The 20,404-nt window shown below is 34.5% G+C and carries 14 protein-coding genes; 12 read left to right on the top strand and 2 right to left on the bottom strand.

Annotation, left to right across the window (positions count from 1 at the left end):
• Positions 1 to 67 precede the first annotated feature (67 nt).
• Both rpoC and msrA read left to right on the top strand, forming a co-directional pair.
• Positions 68 to 3,721 carry a DNA-directed RNA polymerase subunit beta' gene (gene rpoC / locus IGK81_RS12850; protein ID WP_010720683.1) on the top strand — a complete coding sequence of 1,218 codons (3,654 nt, stop codon included), beginning with the start codon at positions 68 to 70 and terminating at the stop codon, positions 3,719 to 3,721.
• Between the two features lie 987 nt (positions 3,722 to 4,708).
• Positions 4,709 to 5,233, top strand: coding sequence for a peptide-methionine (S)-S-oxide reductase MsrA (msrA, locus tag IGK81_RS12845; protein ID WP_080704615.1), 525 nt, complete (start codon positions 4,709 to 4,711; stop codon positions 5,231 to 5,233).
• Between the two features lie 309 nt (positions 5,234 to 5,542).
• Here msrA and IGK81_RS12840 read toward each other — a convergent pair whose 3' ends face one another.
• On the bottom strand, positions 5,543 to 6,217 hold the full coding sequence (locus IGK81_RS12840; protein ID WP_034700138.1) for a prepilin peptidase: 675 nt from the start codon (positions 6,215 to 6,217) through the stop codon (positions 5,543 to 5,545).
• A 72-nt stretch (positions 6,218 to 6,289) separates the two neighbouring features.
• On the opposite strand from IGK81_RS12840, the gene IGK81_RS12835 reads away from it, so the two are divergent.
• The 9 genes from IGK81_RS12835 to IGK81_RS12795 all read left to right on the top strand — a co-directional run bounded on the left by IGK81_RS12835 (position 6,290) and on the right by IGK81_RS12795 (position 17,002).
• Positions 6,290 to 7,831: a gluconokinase gene (locus IGK81_RS12835; protein ID WP_034700136.1), complete on the top strand. Its 1,542-nt coding sequence runs from the start codon at positions 6,290 to 6,292 to the stop codon at positions 7,829 to 7,831.
• A 190-nt stretch (positions 7,832 to 8,021) separates the two neighbouring features.
• Entirely contained in the window at positions 8,022 to 8,489 is a 468-nt protein-coding gene (locus IGK81_RS12830) for a Dps family protein (protein WP_034700133.1), read from the top strand.
• A gap of 305 nt (positions 8,490 to 8,794) precedes the next feature.
• Positions 8,795 to 9,223 (top strand): 50S ribosomal protein L13, encoded by a 429-nt coding sequence (gene rplM / locus IGK81_RS12825; RefSeq protein ID WP_034686358.1) that lies wholly within the window; start codon positions 8,795 to 8,797, stop codon positions 9,221 to 9,223.
• Positions 9,224 to 9,238: 15 nt separating this feature from the next.
• The gene (gene rpsI / locus IGK81_RS12820; RefSeq protein ID WP_002287505.1) at positions 9,239 to 9,631 is read left to right on the top strand and encodes a 30S ribosomal protein S9; all 393 of its coding nucleotides are present in this window, start codon (positions 9,239 to 9,241) and stop codon (positions 9,629 to 9,631) included.
• 570 nt (positions 9,632 to 10,201) lie between these two features.
• A complete protein-coding gene (locus tag IGK81_RS12815) occupies positions 10,202 to 10,435 on the top strand; it encodes a helix-turn-helix domain-containing protein (protein WP_034700131.1) in 234 nt (77 codons plus the stop codon).
• Between the two features lie 62 nt (positions 10,436 to 10,497).
• On the top strand, positions 10,498 to 12,255 hold the full coding sequence (locus IGK81_RS12810; RefSeq protein WP_034700128.1) for a hypothetical protein: 1,758 nt from the start codon (positions 10,498 to 10,500) through the stop codon (positions 12,253 to 12,255).
• Positions 12,248 to 13,873, top strand: a complete 1,626-nt coding sequence (locus IGK81_RS12805) for a hypothetical protein (protein ID WP_034700126.1) — start codon at positions 12,248 to 12,250, stop codon at positions 13,871 to 13,873. The genes IGK81_RS12810 and IGK81_RS12805 overlap by 8 nt, the downstream gene beginning before the upstream one ends.
• Before the next feature lie 9 nt (positions 13,874 to 13,882).
• Positions 13,883 to 15,079, top strand: coding sequence for an SIR2 family protein (locus IGK81_RS12800; protein WP_034700123.1), 1,197 nt, complete (start codon positions 13,883 to 13,885; stop codon positions 15,077 to 15,079).
• On the top strand, positions 15,080 to 17,002 hold the full coding sequence (locus IGK81_RS12795; RefSeq protein WP_034700121.1) for an ATP-binding protein: 1,923 nt from the start codon (positions 15,080 to 15,082) through the stop codon (positions 17,000 to 17,002).
• Between the two features lie 380 nt (positions 17,003 to 17,382).
• On the opposite strand, the gene IGK81_RS12790 is transcribed toward IGK81_RS12795, so the two are convergent.
• Positions 17,383 to 17,487: a type I toxin-antitoxin system Fst family toxin gene (locus IGK81_RS12790; protein ID WP_369904312.1), complete on the bottom strand. Its 105-nt coding sequence runs from the start codon at positions 17,485 to 17,487 to the stop codon at positions 17,383 to 17,385.
• 972 nt (positions 17,488 to 18,459) lie between these two features.
• Here IGK81_RS12790 and IGK81_RS12785 point away from each other — a divergent pair.
• The gene (locus IGK81_RS12785; protein WP_431393486.1) at positions 18,460 to 20,403 is read left to right on the top strand and encodes a BglG family transcription antiterminator; all 1,944 of its coding nucleotides are present in this window, start codon (positions 18,460 to 18,462) and stop codon (positions 20,401 to 20,403) included.
• The last annotated feature ends 1 nt before the right edge of the window (position 20,404 follow it).

The raw sequence follows: 20,404 nt of genomic DNA, 5'->3' as shown, positions 1-20,404 counted from the left end.
GCTGTAAGGCGGTCGATGATCAGCCGCCTTGCGGTTTTGCCATTAAACGAAATGGAGGGAACCCCTTTTGATCGATGTAAATAAATTCGAAAGTATGCAAATAGGTTTGGCTTCTCCCGAAAAAATCAGAAGCTGGTCTTATGGTGAAGTAAAAAAACCTGAGACGATTAACTATCGTACCTTAAAACCTGAACGCGAAGGGTTGTTCTGTGAGCGGATTTTTGGTCCTACGAAAGACTGGGAATGTGCCTGCGGAAAATATAAACGTATCCGTTATAAAGGAATCGTTTGTGACCGATGCGGTGTTGAAGTGACACGTTCAAAAGTTCGTCGTGAACGTATGGGTCACATTGAATTAGCAGCACCTGTTTCACATATCTGGTACTTTAAAGGAATTCCTTCTCGTATGGGACTTGTTTTAGACATGAGTCCTCGTGCCTTAGAAGAAATCATTTATTTTGCTTCATATGTGGTTATCGAACCAGGAAACACCAACTTAGAGAAAAAACAATTGTTGACAGAACGTGAATACCGCGAAAAACGTGAACAATATGGACAAGAATTCCAAGCAGCAATGGGTGCAGAAGCAATCAAACAATTACTAGACAGTGTTGATTTAGATGCTGAAGCAGCTGAATTGAAAGAAGAATTGAAATCTGCCCAAGGGCAAAAACGGACTCGTGCGATCCGCCGTTTGGACATTTTAGAAGCTTTCCGTGCTTCAGGAAATGAACCAAGTTGGATGGTTATGGACGTTATTCCAGTTATTCCACCAGATTTACGACCAATGGTGCAATTAGAAGGTGGACGTTTTGCAACAAGTGATTTGAATGATCTTTACCGTCGAGTAATCAACCGTAATAACCGTTTGAAACGCTTGTTAGATTTGAATGCTCCAGGAATCATCGTCCAAAACGAAAAACGGATGTTACAAGAAGCTGTTGATGCGTTGATCGATAATGGTCGTCGTGGCCGTCCAGTTACTGGACCAGGTAACCGTCCATTGAAATCTCTTTCTCACATGTTGAAAGGGAAACAAGGTCGTTTCCGTCAAAACTTACTTGGTAAACGTGTTGACTATTCAGGACGTTCCGTTATCGTTGTAGGACCTTTCTTGAAAATGTATCAATGTGGATTGCCAAAAGAAATGGCGATCGAACTATTTAAACCATTCGTGATGCGTGAATTGGTTCAACGTGAACTAGCTTCTAACATCAAAAATGCGAAACGTAAAATCGAACGTCAAGAAGACGAAGTTTGGGATGTCTTGGAAGACGTAATCAAAGAACACCCAGTATTACTTAACCGGGCACCTACGCTACACAGACTTGGTATCCAAGCATTTGAACCTGTTTTAGTGCAAGGCCGTGCGATTCGTTTGCACCCACTTGTATGTGAAGCTTATAATGCCGACTTTGATGGAGACCAAATGGCCGTTCACGTACCATTGAACGAAGAAGCACAAGCGGAAGCTCGTATGTTGATGCTAGCTGCTCAAAACATCTTGAATCCAAAAGACGGTAAACCAGTTGTAACACCTTCCCAAGATATGGTTTTAGGTAACTACTACCTAACAATGGAAGAAGAAGGACGTGAAGGCGAAGGAATGGTCTTCCGTGACCAAAACGAAGCTGTGATCGCATGGCGTAACGGCTACGTTCATTTACACTCACGTATCGGTGTGAACCCTAATTCATTAGGTGAAAAACCATTTACTGACTGGCAAAAAGAACGTACGATGATTACAACTGTTGGTAAGATCATCTTTAATGAGATCATGCCTCCAGAGTTCCCTTACTTGAATGAACCAACAGACTTCAACTTAACGGTACAAACACCGGATAAATATTTTGTTGAAGCAGGTACAGATATTCCTGCGCATATCAAAGAGCAAGAATTAGTCTTACCATTCAAGAAGAAAAATCTAGGAAATATCATTGCGGAAGTCTTCAAACGTTTCAAAGTAACTGAAACTTCTAAGATGCTTGACCGAATGAAAGACTTAGGGTATAAACATTCTACACATGCTGGTATCACAGTAGGTATCGCAGATATCAGTGTACTGAATGAAAAACAAGGAATCATCGAAAATGCCCATAAACAAGTTGAAACAATTACAAAACAATTCCGTCGTGGATTGATTACTGATGACGAACGTTATGAACGAGTAATCGCTGTTTGGAATGCTGCTAAAGATAGCATCCAACAAAAACTGATGGAAGGGTTAGAAGCGAAAAACCCAATCTTCATGATGTCTGACTCTGGAGCTCGTGGTAACATCTCCAACTTTACTCAGCTTGCTGGTATGCGTGGACTGATGGCTGCTCCGAATGGTCGAATCATGGAATTACCGATCATCTCAAACTTCCGTGAAGGACTTTCTGTCTTAGAAATGTTTATCTCTACTCACGGGGCTCGTAAAGGGATGACCGATACTGCCTTGAAGACAGCCGATTCAGGTTACTTGACTCGTCGTTTGGTTGACGTTGCCCAAGACGTTATTATTCGTGAAGAAGATTGTGGAACAGACCGCGGTCTTGAAATCCAAGCGATTCGTGAAGGAAACGAAATCATTGAATCATTAGAAGATCGTTTGATTGGTCGTTACACACGTAAAGAAGTACGTGATCCAGAAACGAACGAATTGATCATCGCTGGTAACCAATTGATTTCAGAAGATATTGCAAAACAAATCGTGGATGCAGGTGTGGAAACTGTAACGATCCGTTCTGTCTTCACATGTAACACAAAACATGGTGTCTGCAAACACTGTTATGGACGTAACTTGGCAACTGGATCTGACGTTGAAGTTGGTGAAGCAGTTGGTACGATCGCCGCTCAATCAATCGGAGAACCAGGTACTCAGTTGACAATGCGTACCTTCCATACCGGTGGGGTAGCCGGAGACGATATCACTCAAGGTCTTCCTCGTGTCCAAGAAATTTTTGAAGCACGTAATCCTAAAGGGCAAGCAGTGATCACCGAAGTAACTGGTGACGTCATCGATATCTCAGAAGATGCTTCAACTCGTACAAAAGAAGTAACAATCAAAGGGAAAACCGACACACGTACGTATACTGTTCCTTATACAGCACGTATGAAAGTCGCTGAAGGCGATATGATCCACCGTGGTGCACCATTAACGGAAGGTTCAATCGATCCTAAACAATTGTTACAAGTTCGTGATGTATTATCAGTTGAAAACTACTTGCTGCGCGAAGTACAACGTGTATACCGTATGCAAGGGGTAGAAATCGGCGATAAACATATCGAAGTAATGGTTCGACAAATGTTACGTAAAGTCCGTGTAATGGATCCAGGTGATACTGATATCTTACCAGGTACATTGATGGATATTGCTGACTTCAAAGACCAAAACTACAATACATTGGTAGCTGGAGGCGTACCTGCAACATCTCGCCCAGTCCTACTAGGTATTACAAAAGCATCATTAGAAACAAACAGCTTCTTATCTGCTGCATCCTTCCAAGAAACAACTCGTGTCTTGACTGATGCTGCGATCCGAGGTAAAAAAGATCCACTTCTTGGTTTGAAAGAAAATGTTATCATCGGTAAAATCATCCCAGCTGGTACTGGTATGGCTCGTTACCGTAACATGGAACCAAAAGAAGTCGGTGTTGCAAGTGAAAATGTTTATAGCATTTCAGACATCGAAGCACAAATGGCTGCAGAAGATGCAATGAATGAACAAACAAAATAATGTGATACCAAACAGAGCTAAGATGAACATCTTAGCTCTGTTTTTTTTGTCGTGCTAAAGTTGATAGAAACAAACGAAATTGAGAATTTGTTCATTACAGACGAGCATTTTTTCTTATTTTTGTACTTCTAGAAAAATAGGTTCATGAATCATTGAATTGCTTAGCAAAACTTGCTAAAGATTGCTATGCTAGATCAGGTTTGTTCATCGTTCAGGTGAAACTGCTATGTAGGAGCGGATGGGTTGAGATTTTTTCAGGTAATAAACGATACATAATCGAGTTTGAACCAAACGTTTCAGTAAGTGATGCGAGTGCTTGTTGAGCTTGAAGTATAAAAACTTCTTCTTGTAGTTGGGAATGTGAGGACGAAGGATGTGTGGTATTGAGAATCAATTTTTCAAGTAGATTTTTTGGGTTGTCTTGATCTACTAGCGTACCAGAATTCTTTACTGACTTGCTTGGTAAAATTTGTTGAATTTTATCAGTGAAATTAGTTTTTTTGACATAACGTGTCCCCCTGAAGTTAAAAATTTTAGCGGTTGTTAATTCAAAATCTGTGGAAAAGTATAATATAAAAGAACTATCCACAAGGAAAAAGAAAAACCGTTTATTCTCTCTTGTGGAAAAAACAGTTGAGAGGAAAAAGAAAGTTATCCACAAAAGAGAATGAAAATAGGGAAAATTGATAAAAATACCGGGTGGGGGTAAAATGAGTATTTCTTTCAATAAATGTAAAAAATGTGAGAACAATAAATGGCGTTTAGGTTTAAGTCCTAGGAGTATTGTATATACTTTTAAATAGATGGATAAAAAATCAAATCAATAAAAAGATTAGTAAAAAAGAAAATGCTGCAATATTCTATCTTAATAAAGCAAGCAGGTAAGTATAGGAGTATCGATTCTTTGTTTATTCGTTTCGAAGGTAAGCAAAACAGTATCACCCTTTTATAAATCAAGGTATGATGAAAGACAAAGGGGGATTTTATATGACGAAAAAAGCAGTTTTTGCAGGTGGTTGTTTTTGGTGCATGGTCAAACCTTTTGAAACACAGCCAGGAATCATAGCAGTAACCTCTGGCTATACGGGAGGACATGTCCCAAATCCTACCTATGAACAAGTAACCACAGGAACGACAGGTCATACGGAAGCAGTAGAAATCGAGTATGATCCGTCTCTGGTTTCTTATGAACAGTTAGTCGAAATCTACTGGCAACAAACAGACCCAACGGATGCTTTCGGTCAATTTGCTGATCGCGGAGACTCTTATCGACCGGTCATTTATTATAGCAATGAAGAAGAACGTGAAATCGCTGAAGCATCAAAGAAACAACTACAAGAAAGTGGTCGATTCGATCGTCCGATTGTCACAAAAATCGAACCCCGAAGTGAGTTTTATCCCGCTGAGGAGTATCATCAAGACTATTATAAGAAGAACAAAGTCCACTATAATCTTTACCGAGAAGGCTCTGGACGAGGGAGTTTTTTACGCAAACATTGGTCTGGAAAATAAGACACATTGCATTTTGAAGAATTTCAGTTAGGGATAAAAGCTGGCTATGCTTTGGCTTGCTGTGAATTTAGTGATTTTTATAATTTTTTAGGTAAAGTTATCTAAGTGTCAATGGATCGGCCATCTGGTTGATCCATTTTTTTATAAATCAAGGTTCATTATCGTTTGTTGAATGACAGCAAGCAGAAAAGATACTAAGCTATCAAAAGCGTACGTAATGAGGCAAATAAGCAAAGTCCGTCAAATCATTAATCATCATCAGTTAAAAGGCTCGCATCGTTGATAACCAATAAATAGACAACTAAATTACTACACATGAAGGAGAAAAAGTGCGACACTCAAAAAAGGCACAAAAGGTACTCTTTTAGATTTTTTATCGTGAGAGAGAAAAATAAAGAAAAAAAGTAATCCCAATAAACTAGCAAGAAAGAGGAGTTGCATCAGTTGATTGAGAGTTAGACCGCCACTCCAGCTTAAAAGCAATAAAACATCGCCTAACCCTAAAAATTCACTCCCGTAACGAGTAAGGAAAAAACTGATCAAGAATAAAACAGCAAAACTAAGCCATTGAAACTCTCCTTTGATCAACCAAGTCATCCATAAGATAAACCAGATAAAATAAAGTGTTCTTCCCTCGATCATCAAATAAAAACTATCCATTAACGATAGTAAAAAGGCTGACAAAAACCAAAAAACAAGTAACCCGTCTGGGCGCTGTGAAAAATAAAATAGCCAAACAGATAAACAACCACCGATACATTCTGCTATAAAATAAATCGGCGAAAGCTTGCAACGACAGTTTCGACAACGAAAACGTTGGTAACAGATGGAAAGCAATGGGACCAATTCATACCAAGCCAATACATGCTGACAGTTGACACAATGAGACCGTGGGTAAATAATAGAGTGTCCTTGTGGCAGGCGTTGTGCCACTAAGCATAAGAACGAACCAATGCAACAACCAATGATAAAATAGAGAAACATAGCGAGGGCCTCCTTTTAAAGAAAGATACGCCAATAACAACCATTTTATTTATTTTTAGTAGAGGTGACAAAATGAAGATTTCGATCGGAGTCGATATCGGTACGACACAAACAAAAGCAGTGGCATTCAACGAACAAGCTGAAGTCATCGCTTCAGCTTATTTCCTTAATCCGATGATCCAAGAAGCACCAGGAATGGCAGAACAAGACCCAGAATTGATCTTCCACGGTGTATGTACAGTAATCAAAGAAGTCGTCAAACAGTTACCTAAGTCGACAACTATAGAAGTGATTGCCTTTTCATCAGCGATGCACAGTTTGATTCTGTTAGATGACAATAAACACCCTTTGACCCGCATGATCACTTGGGCAGATAATCGTGCGAAAACACAAGCTGAAAAACTAAAAAACAGCCAACTAGGGTTTCACTTTTATCAACAAACAGGCACCCCAATCCATCCAATGACGCCACTAGTTAAAATCCATTGGTTGAACGAAACCCAACCAGAACTAACGAAGCAAGTGGCATATTATATTAGCATAAAAGAATATATCTTTTACCGTTTGTTTGGGAAACTAGTCTGTGATTACAGTACAGCCTCAGGCACAGGTTATTTTGATATCCATCAATTCAAATGGGCAGAAGAAGCGTTAAATTACTTATCAATCACTCAAGAACAACTACCTGCAGTGATGCCGTCAACCACGATACTCAATGGATTATCAAAAGAAAAACAAGAAATTTTAGGATTAGAAAATGATATATCATTTGTTTTGGGCGGTGCTGATGGTCCTTTATCTAATTTGGGGCTAGGAGCTTTTGGCGAAAAGGTAGCTGCGTTAACAGTCGGAACCAGTGGGGCATTAAGATTTATTACAGATAAACCACAACTACATCCAGAGATGGAAACCTTCTGTTATGTACTGGATCGTACACACTGGGTAGTCGGTGGCGCAACAAGTAATGGTGCGGGAATTTTTGATTGGGCAAGTCAAACTTTGATGCAAGAAGTAACTCAAGCGGCTATTGACCAAGGTGAAAATCCTTACGATGCTCTTTTCTCAGCAATTACGTTTGTCCCACCAGGAGCGAACGGATTACTCTTTCAGCCCTATTTATTAGGAGAACGAGCCCCTCTATGGGAGGCAGAAGCTTCTGGGAGTTTTTTAGGTTTGCAAAGAGACCACACGGAAAAAGAAATGATGCGAGCTATTCTAGAAGGAATTTGTTTCAATTTAAAAAGGATTTTGACAGGAGTTTGTTCAGAAGATCAATTAACAGAAATCAGAGCTACAGGCGGATTCTCACAATCGCCTGTCTTTCGCCAATTAATGGCTGACGTTTTGGGGTATCCGCTCATTTTCCCGGCGGTGTCTGAAGCCTCCGCTTTAGGAGCCGTTTTCTTAGGGTGGCAAAGTATCGGGAAGATCACTGACTTAAGCGAAGCTATAGAAAAAGTACAGCTTGCTTCACAAGTACCAGTTCAACAAACGGTCAAAGAGACATATCAAAAAATCTTTCCGATTTTTGTTGAAACACAAAAACAAGTAGCGGCGACTTATCAGCCTTTAGCGCATTTACGGCAAACTTTAAGTACTATGGATGAAAAATAGGATGAAAAAGTAGAATGACGGAATAAGAGAGGAATAGTGTAAGAACTAGAAAAAACGACTAAAGCAATAGAAAGTCTTTTCTAAGAAATGATAGGATGAAAATCGTTCTCAACTAATTGGTTTTATTGTACTTTTGTCTCAAAGTTTACTATGCTTTTATTGTAGACAAAAGTTAGGAGGAGAAAAGAAAATGAAATTTCCACAAACAAAAGAAGTATTAAATCAATTAGTTGCAGACTTGAGTCAAATGTCTGTTGTTGTTCACCAAACACATTGGTATATGCGTGGACCAGGTTTCTTGACATTGCACCCAATGATGGATGAATTTATGGATGACTTGAATGAACAATTAGATGAAATCTCAGAGCGTTTGATCACACTAGATGGTTCTCCTTATTCAACCTTACGTGAATTTGCAGACAACACCAATATTCCTGACGAAGTAGGCAATTGGGATCGGACTATTCCAGAACGCTTGGAAATTCTTGTGAAAGGCTACCGCTATTTGGCAGACCTTTACCAAAAAGGAATTGAAGTAGCTGGTGAGGAAGGCGACGACCCAACACAAGATATCTTTATCGAATTCAAAACAGCGACTGAAAAACGAATCTGGATGATTCAAGCACATTTAGGAAAAGCACCAGAAATCGATGTGTAAAATGATCATCAGCTGATGATATTATATAATAGTAGAAAAACTGCGAGGGAAGTTATTTTCCTTGCAGTTTTTATTTTAGAAAGAGAAAGAAACGTTCTTCGTTCTAAAAAAGAATGAGTGCATCACAAGGATACGGGCAATAAAAACGAAAGTTTTGGATTGCTAAGAAAAAACGTTGACATTAAGGGGATTAGCAGGTAATATGTTAAATGGTATTGTTTGCCCCACAAAGAGCCCCGGAAACTCGAAGTGTATGTCAAACATCAGAACTTAAATTGGAGGAAACTAACGTGCGTACAACATATATGGCCAAACCAGGCGAAGTAGAACGTAAATGGTATGTAGTAGACGCAACTGATGTTCCATTGGGACGTCTTTCAACAGTTGTTGCATCTGTACTACGTGGTAAAAATAAACCAACTTTCACACCTCATTTGGACACTGGCGATTTCGTCATCGTAATCAATGCAGATAAAGTGAAATTAACAGGTAAAAAAGCGACTGATAAAATTTATTACCGTCACAGCAACTACCCAGGAGGATTGAAATCAATCACTGCTGGTGAATTGCGTGCTAAAAATTCTCGTCGTTTGATCGAAACTTCTGTAAAAGGAATGCTTCCTAAAAATACTTTAGGCCGCAAACAATTTACAAAATTGAATGTATACGCTGGAGCTGAGCATCCACATGCAGCACAACAACCAGAAGTTTTAGACATTACAAACTTAATCTAATAGGAGGGAATTTCATTGGCACAAGTTCAATATATCGGCACAGGCCGTCGTAAAAATGCAGTTGCTCGTGTACGTTTAGTACCAGGAACTGGTAAAATTACTGTAAACAAAAAAGATGTTGAAGAATACATTCCACATGCTGACTTGCGTGAAGTAATCAATCAACCTTTCGCTGTTACTGAAACAAAAGGCGCTTATGACGTATTTGTTAACGTAAACGGTGGAGGCTACGCTGGACAATCAGGAGCTATCCGTCATGGTATCGCTCGTGCATTGCTAGAAGTTGATCCTGACTTCCGTCTAGCTCTTAAACGTGCTGGCTTACTTACTCGTGACGCACGTATGGTTGAACGTAAAAAACCAGGTCTTAAGAAAGCTCGTAAAGCTTCACAGTTCTCAAAACGTTAAGACTACTATTATATCAACGTTTCAGACACTTTCCATTTTTGGAAGGTGTCTTTTTTTGTACTTTTGGGTACGAAAATGGGTAGGAAGATTTTAAACCTGCCATTCATTTTCCATTTTTTACTTCTTCCAAGCGTTGTTCAAATTTTCGTAAGTGGATAGATGAACGATATTTGGTGTTTTCATATAAACTTCTGTTGTTTATGTATCAGAATTGATGACTGCTCTAGAAATTTGTTCAATTGTTGCGCCACCTCTACCTGCTAGCGTGCTAAAAGTATGTCTTAACTTTTGAGAAGAAGTATTTATCAAGTGTTTGTGTCGGCGTTTCACTGATTTGATGCGGTAGTTAAGGTAGTCTATGTGTACTGGGACATTCACATTTCACTTTCTATCAATATAAGTGAAAAGAAATTGCTCTGCGTTTTGTTTAATTCCAAGTTGTTTCTCTAAATTCACAGTTTTCTTTTAGTACTTCTTCTATTTTGCTGATAATCATGTCTATATGAACAACAATTTTAAATTTTTATACTATACCATGTTTATATAGACAACACAGGGGAGGAAACACAAATGAATGAAAATGAAGGTGGTAGAGAAGTGGAAGTGCTGATTAATGATTTGTTAGCAGAACGTCAAATGTCATTAAGAGAACTCGCAAGATTATCTGGAATTGAGCCATCAAATCTAAGTAATTTGGCAAATGGAAAAAGACAGAAAATTTATTTAGAACACATTGAAAGAATCGCGGATGCATTGGAGATTGATGATATCGATAAAATTATTAAACTGAAGAAAATGAAATAAGCTTTTATAATTTGTAATTACAGATTACCAGCTCACACTTAGATAGAAATGGAGAGATAAATTTGATTTACGATAGAATTTCTTTCTTTAAGGAAATGAACTTAACAAATGAGCAGATTAGTAAGTATAAGAATTTTAAATTTACGGAGGATGAAGTAACTCAATTAGAAGAACTGAATAAGGTATATAAGATTGAAAGACATTTTAACTTTTCTGATATAAAAAAAATTTGTAATTCAGAAATTTCCTTAGGAGATAATATTATGTTGTCTTTAATAATATATTTAATAGAGAAAGGAGACTATTCGTTTCTTGATTTATTTAATGAAAAGATATCCGAAGAATCTTTTGTAGATAATGAATTTAAAAGACAAATTTTTTTATCTATGGAGCAAGTTGAATCGCTGAATTTGACATTAGAAGATGTTTTAGAATATTGTCATACGATTTTTAAAAAGACTAATGATATTACTTTTTATCGAACACTCTCTCAATATGTAAGTGATGAATTATTAGAAGATATTAAAATTGAGTTTGTAACAAACCCTAATAGAGAACTGAACTATCTTATAATATTCAGTTTAGAAAAAAGAGATATGTTATACAAGTTTATTGAAGATTATCAAGTGAAGGGTTTTGAGGAGACTCTTTTTTTGATTCAATCGTGTTTTGAGATTTCTAAAACCGACAAAAAATTTGCTTATAGAATTGCTAGAGAGAAATTAATTACAAAAGTAGAATTAGATGTAATTGGCGAGGAAAACGCTTTATTAATTGGAAACTACTCACATCTTTTATTTATGTTATTACTTAATAATAACGATGAAGCTATAGTTGATGAAATAAGTAAAATAACTGAACAACTTGGAGAATCAAATATCGAAAGGATCATTTATCTTGTATACCAAGATAAAATAGCAATTAGTAAAGAGTGTGCTGAATGTTTATATTCACTTATTATTCAATTATCAGATGAAAAAATTGAACATTTAAAGTACCCGATAAGTCACATCTACTCTTTGCTAGAAGATTCTATTTTTGTGAAATTTTTTATACCAATATTATCAATTATTGGTATCGAAGAACATGATTCAATACTTTCTAGGATAGAAAATAATTCAGGGATTTTTTTGAAAAATTTATTGCAAATAGCACTTGATATGAACAAATATTTTAATGTAGCTATTAAAGTGATCAAGCATCTCTATAAAAAGAAAAAAATGTCTTTAGGAGATTTAAAAGAAGATTACTATTTGAGGTTATTAAGAATTTTTCATTGTTATGAGATAGATGCTGATTTCATTTGTGACATTTCTATAGATTTATTTCTGAATACAAGGAATGAAAATATTCAGAAAGAATTATATGATTATATTCTTACTTCAATATATGACAATTACTTCTATTTGTTGGAAAAAAAAGTAGAATATTTTGTTTTAGATGAGCCTAAACTAAAAAGAATTAATATAGAATTGATGCAAAGACGGGAATTACACGAAAAAAGTGTAGAGAATTTTGATTTCAAACCATCTGAAAAAAATATGAATATTTATTATGAAAAGGTAGCCGAAAGAACTAGAAAAATAAATGAAGATGCTGAAAAATTATCTGTTTTAGATGAGCTTTTTTCTAAGCAAACGATCTTGTACGGAAATAAAGTTCAGTATAAACATATAGATGATGACGGTAATTTACACATGCAAGTGAGTGAAATGAAGAAAATGAGTCATAGTATGCCTATACCAGTGAGATTTCTAAATGATCCATTATTTCATAAAACTGAGACTGCGATAATCTTGGAGGACAAATTACATGATTGAATTGATACTAGAAGATTATTTAGCTTCTTTAAAGGAAAAAGATGAATTGGATATTTTATTGTCTGATTTGTTAAAATTAGATGGGTATACTGTAAAAAATCTGCCCAAGACAGGGGAAAGACAATATGGTGTCGATTTACTCGCAGAAAAAGGTGAGGAAATCTATTTATATGTTATAAAACAAGGAGATTTAACTAGACAGACATGGGACGGAGATAAGAATTCTGTCCGACAAAGTTTCTCGGAAATTGTTGATGTTTATTTAAACACAATGTTGGATTCAATTTATCAAAACAGACAAAAAAACATTGTATTTGTAACAAATGGAATAATACAGGATGCTGTTAGACCTAACTGGGAGGGGTATAAAAAAAGTAATAGTACAGAGGATATTAATATTTCTTCAATCTTGCTGCCGGATTTAGTAAACTTAGTTCTTCAAGAAGGTTTTAATGAAACGTTATTTAGTAAAAGTAAACGTTCTGAGCTAAGAAAATGCCTTTACTACTTAGATGAATCAGATTATAAATTAGATTTTTTTGAATCTATCGTAAGTAAATATTTTAAAGAACTTGAAGAAGTAACAACTGAGAAAAAGAAGAATAAAATATTTACATCATTACAAATGGTATTGAGTTTGGTAACCCACACTGCAAATGAAAAGAAGCGATATCGGATCAGTATACAGTTTACAGAATATGTACTAATATCTATGTGGTCCTATATTCAAAAAAATAATCTCTTTGAAAAGACGAATGAAATCTTATGGTTGAATAAATTCATCAAGTTGTATATAAATTCAAACGAAAAATTCATGGATAATCTGAGCGGATTTTCAACAATTAGAAATGGCTTACCCTCCTATAATCCCGTTGAATATAGAATATTATGTTTTGAGATATTGGGCTATCTCTCTGTGTATGCAGCATTTTTATCAACTGAGAATAGTTCAAAAAATTTTGATTTAAAATATTCTGTTGAAGATACTATAAATTTGTTAGTTGATTTAATGAATAATAATTATGGTTTCTATTATCCAGTGTATGATAATGATGGGATAGAGATATCTATTCTGTTTTATGTAATGCTATTGAAAAGAAATCTTGCTGATATTGAGATCTTAGTGAAAAACTATACTAGCCATATTTTTTCTAATATCAGAAATGGAAAATATCCTATTTTGGAAAGACAATATAGTTTAGCCATGGAAATTGAGTTTCAAGAGATTGATTATGTAAACCGATATTCTGCTTCATTTCTCTGGGGTATTCTTTTTGAGTGGGCGTTGTTAACAGAACAAGAAGACTTGGCTAATCAAATATTAGAATTTGATTTTCTTAGTGAAGCAACAATTCAAAATTGGAATTGTTCAAGCGAAGAAGAGTTTAATTTATATATTAAAAATGAAATTCATATGCAAGGATACACTGATATACTGAATGAACTTGAATCAAAAGAAACAAAGAAAATGATTTTAGATACATCAAAAATTGATGATTTTAATCATTTTAGTTTTATTGAGTACTCATTTCCTACAATAGGTTTGATGATTAGTAGAAAGTATAGAATACCTGTTATTCCAAGTTATTGGAGAAAAGAATTTATAAATAGAGGGTGAGAAAAGTGTATGACAAAAGAATATAGTAATTTTTTAGATGAAATAAATGGTAAGAATATCAATTTTTTAATTGGATCAGGTGCATCAGCGGGGATAATTCCTACTTTATGGATAGATGCATTTTCAAAATCATTTGAAGAATTATTGACCTCAAAAGAATATAGTGAGAATCAGAAGATAGTTCTTTATTATTTATGGTTTAACCTTTGGGTGAAAAAGACACAAATTTTAGAGATAGAGGATCAATCAAAAGAAATTGTTGAAAACTATGAGAGATTTATCTCTAACCTTATTACTTTATCTAATCATGAAGGGTTTGATAAACCCAAAAGGGTTAATATTTTTACGACAAACTATGATACTCTCTTTGAATTATCTTTTGATAAATTAGCGTCACAAAATAGACTTACATTTTTCAATGATGGAAGTAGAGGTTTTTTAAAAAAATATGTTTCCTCAGAAAATTTTTATATTACAGCTGCACATTCTGGTATTAGTGATGGGTTTCAAAGAAGTATTCCAACTATCAATTTGATTAAATTGCATGGATCGGTAACGTGGAAAAAAGATAATGAAAAAATTGAGATGAGTTTAGAGAATAAAATTTTTGAAGACCTTGTGAAAGAAGCAGAAAAAGTTAATGAACTGATTTTGGATAGTAAAGAGGATATTGATCCTATTGGGGATAATTCTGATTTAAATAAAGCAATTGATTTTTTTTGCATTGAAAGTATTGAGCAGTCAATTTTTGATAATACTCTTACAGAAGATGTATTAAAAGAGCATATTAATCAGATTTATTCTATTGCAGATGATAAATTAAAATATTTTAAAGAAAGATATGATTTATTACCAATAGTAAGTCCAACTAAACAAAAGTTTTCTGAGACTGTTTTTGAACAACACTATTACCAAATGTTAAGAATGCTAAGTTTCGAATTAGAAAAGAAAGATAGTGTTTTGGTTGTATTCGGCTTCTCTTTTGCAGATGAACATATCTTGGAGATAGTCAGAAGATCAATGGTGAATCCATTCTTAAAAATATATGTCATTGCATACAATAAAAAATCTAAGGAAACGATAGAAAAAGCTTTAGGAAAAGGGGTTCAAATTGAATTTATACCTAACTTTGATGAAAAAGTAGATGGTAGTCTTATTAATGGTAATTTTACCTTTCTAAATAACCTATTAGGGGGCAAAGAATGAATGGGCGAGTCAACTAACACCTCTTCTTTAGATTTTATTGTTGGAGCAGTTCGTGAGATTAAAGGAACTGCTGTATTAATACGATTATTTGAAAATACAAGTCAATTAGTACATTTTTTTAAAGGAGAAAAATATTCAGGAGTAATCATTGGCTCTTATGTGGGGATTATTCGTGGACAATATACAATTGTGGGAAAAGTGGAAAAAGAGTATGCATATGATCAGTTAAGAGATTCTTCAATACAGGAGTTCAGAAAAGACAGATTTGTAAGGGAAATTGAAGTCAAAATCATTGGTAGTTTTAAAAGAAATGATTACAAATCAGGTATGGTGGCTTTTCCACAAATTTTTAACGATGTAGTTTTATTATCTGAAAGACAGAAAGAAGCAATATTATTAGGCAGTGAAGGTAATGAAGGTTTTGAGAGTAAAAAAATTCCACCAGTAACAATTGGTAAAGTATGGCCAGACGGAATTAATTTCAATTTAAAATGGTATAAATTATTTAATAGTCATATTGCTATTTTTGGAAATACTGGAAGTGGAAAATCTAATACTTTAGCAAAATTGTATCATGAATTGTTTGAGTTGAGTTTTAGATATAACGTTCTTGATTTCGGAGAATCTAAGTTTGTGTTGCTAGACTTTAATGGTGAGTATGTAGGAGAACAGTCAGTTACAGAAAATAAAAAGATATATAATTTGAGTACCAATAGAAAACAAGAGACAAAAGTAGACCAACAAGATACACGTCTTAATATACCTGAGACAAGATTTTGGGACAAAGACATGCTTTCTGTTCTTTTTGGTGCAACTGAGCAGACCCAACAGCCTTTTTTAAGTAGAGTTCTAAATTACTATTTTAAAGATGAAGGAGTTTTTAAAGATAATTTGCCTAGATATATCGCTGAAGCTTTTTCTAATGTTTATATTGTTTCGAATCATAATAGTTTAGACCTATTTAAACAAGTGTTAAAACTGTTGGATTTAAAAAATGAAGATGTTTCAGAGTGGATTGGAAATTCACTGTACAATAATACAAGAGAGTGTTTTTATTCTAAAGTTTTTTTAGAAGGATGGAATGAATCTAATAATGGTAGTTACTATTGGAATCCTGATGAAGATTTATTGAAAGAAGAGAAAAGAAAAGTTTCGTTAAAATTGAATACAAAGGATTTTGATCTCGATAATCCAATGAAAAACTTACAAATTGCTTCTTATTTGAAAATGATATATGAATTAAGGCAACACACAGTTCAGTATGATCATATTGCACCTTTACTCCATAGAATTGAATCTCGTGTAAATGATTTTTCAAAAGTATTTAAAATAGCATCTGGCGATGAAGAAATTTTTGATAGTACAGTCAATGTAGTATCTTTCAAAAACGTTAATCAAGATATGAAAATGATGATTCCAATGGTTATAGCAAAGCTAACATATGAAATGAATAGGGAACAAAATAGCGGTCGAAATAGAATTTTTAATTTAATTATCGACGAAGCACATAATATTTTATCAGACTCATCAAGTAGAGAGTCTGAGAAATGGAAAGATTATAGATTAGAGGTTTTTGAAGAGATAATCAAAGAAGGAAGAAAGTTTGGATATTATTTGACAATATCTAGTCAAAGACCAGCTGATATCTCTGCTACAATAGTTTCTCAAATTCATAATTATTTTATCCATCGATTAGTTAACGACAATGATTTGCGTTTACTGGATAAAACAATGTCTTCATTAGATAGTGTTTCCAAAGAGAGTATTCCTAATTTAGCGCCAGGACAAGTTATATTGACTGGTGTATTATTTGAGCTTCCAATAATTATACAAGTTGATCAGCTAAATAGTGCATTAGCGCCAAATAGTGAAAATATCCCATTATTAGATATTTGGAAATTGAAAGGAAATAGTAAGGGATAAAATTCAATGAAATTTAGTGAATCTACTCTGTTCGTGAGCTTAAAGGCTCTTTTCAATTTTTGGGTAGTGTTTTTCTTCCAACAAGTATGTAAGGAAAGAACGTAAAGATGAGTACTAGCAAAAGTTGCCCTCTATCTCGTACAAGTTGATCCCTGTAAAACAAATTATCTATCTTTTGAGGCGTTAATAGGCTACTACTTATGGGTACTGAATCCTTTAATATAGACAATTTGATTTTTTGGATTATTCTTGATATGATGATGGTGCGAAGTGATATTAATTTTTACCAATGGAACACAAAAACCACTCTACGGCGAATAGAGTGGTTTTCTTTTACAATCGTTGCGACTTCGAATGTGTGGGTTAGAAGCAACTTGCTATTAGTCATTGTCTTTCTCATCTAACCAGTGAGAAATTAGTTGAATAACTAAACCTACAAAGATAGGTGCAATAACTAGCGATATTAATTTTTCCAATGGAATCACCCCCTTGGGGGCAAGTTGCCAAAGTGAGTATAGCATATTGTGCATTAGGAAGTGAACTTAAATTTTATGGGTGAGAAATTGTTATAAAATAGTCTTTTTGATTCACGTATATTTTTTAGGTACGTCTTTAGGTACGAAGGCTTTAAAATGTGGTGAAATCCATTAAAACCGTACTTGTTGAAGAGTTGCTCAATCTATTGCTATCCATTCCCTTCAAAATCTCTGCCACAGAACTAGCTCTTAAGAAAGCTCGTAAAGCTTCATAGTTTTCAAAATGTTAAGAATACTATTATATCAATGTTTTAGACACTTTTTATTTTTGGAGAGTGTCTTTTTTTTGTACTTTTGGGTATGGAAATGGGTACTAGCTTTTTAAGCATGCTATTCATTTAGCATTTTTTACTTCTGCTAATCGTTGTTCAAATTTTTCATAAGTGGATAGATCGATAATTTAGTAGTTATCTTAGGAATGTTTGGGGTATATAAATAATGATATTGGATATTTCTTGACTTTTCTTGCCTAAAAAATGTTGTTTTTTTTACAGTGTAGAGAAAATATAATAAATGAAATACTTTCTCCGCCAAATAGTATAAAATGGCGGAGAAAAGAGGTGGATGGCGGTGAAAGAATTTAATTATTCTACACACCTTTTGTTCGTTATCTTGTCGGAATCATTTTGCGAGCTTACGGAAACTTCTCAGATAGATTGGGCGAGTTACGATAATCACACTGGGCGAAGCTATGCTGAGCGCAGTTACCTTGAGCATGTCTTTCAAGGCACTTTCCAAATTTTGGAGAGTGTCTTTTTTCATTTTAAATCATAAAAAAGTTGTCGTGAGTCTCACCAACATCAAAAAGTATAGGGTCATAATAATCTCTTCCACTTTAATGTGGAACAGATTACGTATTTATCTTTAGGGAGAAAAACTCTATGATATAAACAAGGAAAACGTTTTCTGAGGTGATGATGGATGTTATTAAAGCGCGAGAGTCAGTTAATTGAATTACTTTTAGAGGAGGAGAATTTTCAACCAGCAAGTTTCTTTAGTGAAAAACTCAATGTTTCGAATAAAACAATTTATCAAGATATTCAGAAGCTGGGACAGTTCTTGAATCGTTTTGAGTTAAAAATTGAAAAAAAACCTCGCATTGGGATTTACCTAATTGGAACATCAACTAAAAAAAATGATGCCAAAATATTTATCACTAGTAAAGAAGCTATGTCAACAGAGGTAAAGTATAGTTCAAATTATCGGAGAGTGTACTTATTCGCCAATCTAATTTTTAAAACGGATAAAAAAAGATATGAGTATTTTGAAAAAAAGTTTTTTGTCAGTATTGCAACTTTGCGTAAGGATTATGAGGAAATCATCAAATATTGTCGGTTAGCTGGGATTAGGATTACTTCAAATCATGTAATAGACACACAAAAAACACCTGAAGAGTTGATCCAGCGGACATTTGTCAATTATTTTGAAAAAAACATCGGTGTAGGGAATGAAAAATGTCAATATCACTTTGTTTTTGATCAAGCGATGGTTCAGTTTGTGGATGATTTTGTAAAGAATTTTTACCAACAGTCTAAACAGCAACCAACAAATTATATTGTCCATTCACTCAAACTTTCGTTGTTAACTTTGATTGGTCGAGTAAAGCATGGCTACCATTCACAAACAAATAAAAATCCTTTGTTTGTCGAAATAAAGAAAATGGAATTATATATGGTGGCACTAGATTTTTCAAATGGGGTCAAAGATGAATTGAATTGTTCCTTTACGATAAATGATCTTTACTTTATTTGTTCGTTGTTTATGGGACATGGAGTGAGACCGTTTGTGAATCTGGCAACCCATAGTCAACAAATCATGGAGACCACCAAACAATTTATTCAAGATATGTCGACACTGGTTGAGAAGGATTTGGAGCAAGATAGTCAGCTGCTTCAATCTCTATTTGCCCATATTGAGCCAATGGTTTATCGGTTGCAAATGGAGATTACCATTAAAAATCCTTTAAAAGAGGATATCATTCGGCAATACAGCACAATGTATACGCTAACAACTTACTGTATTCCAAAATTGGAAAAAGCAATGGGGATCAGAGTAACGGATGATGAAATTACTTTTTTGACTATTCATTTTCAGTTAGCTTTTGAAAAAATTGTGAATACGAAGCATGTTTTTCTTATTTGTCCAACGGGGTTGGGAACTTCGCAATTATTATTTCAACGTATTCGTCATAGTTCTCCTAGCACCGTAGTCTATGAAGTGATTGATGTTCAAAAGTTGCAGGATTACAACTTAGATAGTGTCGATTTGATTATTTCAACAGTCAAATTAGAAAATGAGTATCAAACGCCGATTATTTATGTTCGACCATTACCAACGAAAGAAGAAATTGCATTGATTAATCGTCATCTTCTTACCTTGAATCAACAAGACAATACATTTTTACCATCTATTGCACCGGATAAAACGATTTTAAAGAAATATTTGAAGGATGGTTGGATGTTCTTGAATCAAGATTTTGATAGTAGAGAATCTGTACTTTCTTTCATCACTGAGAAATATAAAGAAGAACAATTAGTAAAGGATAATTTTCTTGAGGTTGTACTTCAAAGAGAAAAACTAGGAGCTACCGGACTTTCATCAGGCGTAGCCATCCCACATGCAAATCCTAAATATGTAGTCAAAACAAAAATTTCTATTATCACCCTAAAAAACAAAATTACTTGGGGAGATGTGGATATAAGGGTTGTTTTATTCTTAGCGATTGCAGAAGAAGATATGATTCAAGTGAAAAATATGATTGCACTACTTTATGATGTCTTTGTCTCACCTGAGAGAATAAAAAGTATTGCAAGTAAAGAAACAAGGAATGAGATTATTAACGAAATTATAGGAAAGAGGAAGTAAG

The sequence above is a fragment of the Enterococcus sp. DIV0703 genome, assembly GCF_051711065.1.
Taxonomy (GTDB): Bacteria; Bacillota; Bacilli; order Lactobacillales; family Enterococcaceae; genus Enterococcus_B; species Enterococcus_B hirae.
Note: the sequence above shows the minus strand (reverse complement) of the source record. Positions and strands in the feature narration are given on the sequence as shown.

Bases quoted from the DNA above. Each gene is read 5' to 3' on its own strand.
- IGK81_RS12830 (WP_034700133.1), top strand. From the start codon at position 8,022: ATGAAATTTCCACAAACAAAAGAAGTATTAAATCAATTAGTTGCAGAC.
- IGK81_RS12795 (WP_034700121.1), top strand. From the start codon at position 15,080: ATGGGCGAGTCAACTAACACCTCTTCTTTAGATTTTATTGTTGGAGCA.
- IGK81_RS12840 (WP_034700138.1), bottom strand. From the start codon at position 6,217: ATGTTTCTCTATTTTATCATTGGTTGTTGCATTGGTTCGTTCTTATGC.
- rplM (WP_034686358.1), top strand. From the start codon at position 8,795: ATGGCCAAACCAGGCGAAGTAGAACGTAAATGGTATGTAGTAGACGCA.
- IGK81_RS12805 (WP_034700126.1), top strand. From the start codon at position 12,248: ATGATTGAATTGATACTAGAAGATTATTTAGCTTCTTTAAAGGAAAAA.
- IGK81_RS12785 (WP_431393486.1), top strand. From the start codon at position 18,460: ATGTTATTAAAGCGCGAGAGTCAGTTAATTGAATTACTTTTAGAGGAG.
- msrA (WP_080704615.1), top strand. From the start codon at position 4,709: ATGACGAAAAAAGCAGTTTTTGCAGGTGGTTGTTTTTGGTGCATGGTC.
- IGK81_RS12815 (WP_034700131.1), top strand. From the start codon at position 10,202: ATGAATGAAAATGAAGGTGGTAGAGAAGTGGAAGTGCTGATTAATGAT.
- IGK81_RS12835 (WP_034700136.1), top strand. From the start codon at position 6,290: ATGAAGATTTCGATCGGAGTCGATATCGGTACGACACAAACAAAAGCA.
- IGK81_RS12800 (WP_034700123.1), top strand. From the start codon at position 13,883: ATGACAAAAGAATATAGTAATTTTTTAGATGAAATAAATGGTAAGAAT.